The 2,191-nt window shown below is 75.1% G+C and carries 3 protein-coding genes and 1 riboswitch; of the genes, 2 read left to right on the top strand and 1 reads right to left on the bottom strand.

Annotated elements, in window-relative coordinates; all coding sequences use genetic code 11:
- The coding region (locus tag OJ997_RS36160; RefSeq protein WP_270030331.1) for a nicotinate-nucleotide--dimethylbenzimidazole phosphoribosyltransferase at window positions 1–701 on the bottom strand (701 nt) is incomplete at its 3' end.
- Window positions 702–756: 55 nt separating this feature from the next.
- Window positions 757–828, top strand: a riboswitch (cobalamin riboswitch).
- A gap of 57 nt (window positions 829–885) precedes the next feature.
- On the opposite strand from OJ997_RS36160, the gene OJ997_RS36155 reads away from it, so the two are divergent.
- Both OJ997_RS36155 and OJ997_RS36150 read left to right on the top strand, forming a co-directional pair.
- Window positions 886–1,512, top strand: coding sequence for a histidine phosphatase family protein (locus OJ997_RS36155; RefSeq protein ID WP_270030330.1), 627 nt, complete (start codon window positions 886–888; stop codon window positions 1,510–1,512).
- Window positions 1,509–2,191 (top strand): cobalamin biosynthesis protein (locus OJ997_RS36150; protein ID WP_270030329.1); only part of this gene is annotated, 683 nt, incomplete at its 3' end. The genes OJ997_RS36155 and OJ997_RS36150, both read left to right, overlap by 4 nt.

Here is a 2,191-nt window from a genome sequence, read left to right as displayed (position 1 = left end):
ATCCGACTTCCCGCGCCCGCCTCGTCCGCGGCCGCGCCGCGCGTCGCCGCCTCGTGCCGCGCCAGCGCCCGCGCGACCACCTCGGCCTTGTGCGCCACCCCTTCGGGCGTCAGCCCCGTGCCCGGCCCGGCGAGCGCGGCCGGGTCTCCCCCGGTCAGCCAGCAGGCGAGCGCCGTGGCGGGCGTCGTGTTGCCGATGCCCATCTCTCCGCCCGCGAGGATCGTCAGGCCGTCGTTCTTGGCCGTCGCCGCGATCTTCGTGCCGACCTTGATCGCGTGGCGCACGTCCTCCTTGGTCAGGGCGGGCTCGACGGCGAGGTTCGCGCTCGGCTTCAGGCCCGTGTGGACGACGTCGAGGTGCGTGGTGCTCGCGTTCACGCCCGCGTCGACGCAGATCAGCTCCGCGCCGACCTCCCGCGCCAGCGTCGAGACCGCGCCGCCGCCGGACAGGAACGTGGCCAGCATCTGGCCGGTGACCTCGGGCGGGAAGGCGCTCACGCCCTCGCTCGCGACGCCGTGGTCGGCGGCGGCGACGACGATCCGCGCCCGCACCTGCGGGCGCTGGTGACCGGTGACGCCGGCGAGCCAGATGGCCAGCTCTTCGAGGCGCCCGAGGCTCCCGGGCGGCTTGACCAGCTGGGCCTGGCGCTCGCGCGCAGCGGTCATGGCGACTTCGTTCAACGGCTGGATCTCGACAATCACGGGGCCGCATGATGGCGGGCCGATATGCTCCGGCAGGTCAAGCCGCGAGGTTGCGGGGAAGCCGGTGGAACTCCGGCGCGGTCGCGCCACTGTGACCGGGAGCGACGTTCCCGGAAGCCAGGACACCACCTCTCGCGGGCCGCTGCCGACGGGACGCGCCATCCCGAGGAGGTCTGTTGTTCATATGCGGCGGCTGCTGCTCGTGCGCCATGCCTCTACGGCCGCTGTCCGCGCGGCCGCGTTCGGCGCGGACGAGGAACTCGACGCGTCCGGCCGCGAAGCGTCCTCCCGTCTCGCCGGTCGGTTGCCCCGAGGCGAGGTGCTGATCTCCCCCGCCCGCCGGGCCGCCGAGACCGCCGCGGGCCTGGACGTCGCCCGCGTGGAGCCCGCGCTGGCCGAGTGCGACTTCGGCGCCTGGGCCGGCCGACCGCTCTCAGAGGTGGCCGAGGAATCGCCGCAGGACGTCCACGCCTGGATGACCGACCCCGACGCCGCGCCGCACGGCGGCGAGTCCCTGACCGCGCTGCTCGCCCGCGTTCGGAGCTGGATGGACGAGCAGGCGCGCGAGGACGGCACCGCGATCGCGATCACCCACGGCGGCGTCGTCAAGGCCGCGGTCGTGACCGCGCTTGACGCCCCGCCGAGCGCGTTCTGGCGGATCGACGTCTCCCCCGTCTCGATCACCGAGCTCCACGCCCACGACGGCCGCTGGACCGTCACGCGAGTGAACGACAAAGATAAAGCCCCAGGTCCTTTAGGTTCCCAGGAAGTTAAACGTCCAGGACGTTTAACTTCGGAGGCAGGCGCGTGACGGCGGCCGGCATCGTGCTCGGGGTCGGTGGGGACGCCGTCTTCGGCGACCCGCGACGCTTCCATCCCGTCGCCGGGTTCGGGCAGACGGCCGCGGCGCTGGAGCGGGTCGCGTACCGGCCGACGCTCGGCGCGGGCGCGGCGTACGCGACCGTGCTGGTCGGCGGCGCGGCGCTCCTCGGCGCGGCTTTGGAGCGCGTGTTGCCGCGGTCGGTCGCGCGCGGGCTGGCCCTGTACGTCGCGCTCGGCGGCCGGTCGCTGGCGCGCGAGGCGCAGGCGGTCGCGGACCTCGTCGAACGCGGCGAGCTCGACGCCGCGCGAGTGCGCATCCGGTCGCTGGTCGGCCGCGACCCGCAGGCGCTGGACGGGTCGCAGCTGTGCGCGGCCGCGATCGAGTCGGTGGCCGAGAACACCGTGGACGCCGTGATCGCGCCGCTGTTCTGGGCCGCGCTCGCGGGCGCGCCGGGCGTGCTCGCGCACCGCGCGGTGAACACGCTGGACGCGATGGTCGGCCGCCGCAACGAGCGCTACGCCCGGTTCGGCACCGCGAGCGCGCGCGCCGACGACGTCGCGAACTGGCCCGCGGCGCGCCTCGCCGGCGTGCTGACGGTCGCGCTCGCCGCCACGACGCGCGACGACGCCGTCGCACTTGCCGCGGACGCGCCGCGCCGCGATGCGCC

Source organism: Solirubrobacter phytolaccae (assembly GCF_027587195.1).
GTDB lineage: Bacteria > Actinomycetota > Thermoleophilia > Solirubrobacterales > Solirubrobacteraceae > Solirubrobacter > Solirubrobacter phytolaccae.
This window is presented reverse-complemented; position numbering and strand designations above follow the sequence as displayed.

Excerpts from the sequence above, each read along its gene's own strand:
- OJ997_RS36155 (WP_270030330.1), top strand. The coding sequence starts at position 886 with ATGCGGCGGCTGCTGCTCGTGCGCCATGCCTCTACGGCCGCTGTCCGC.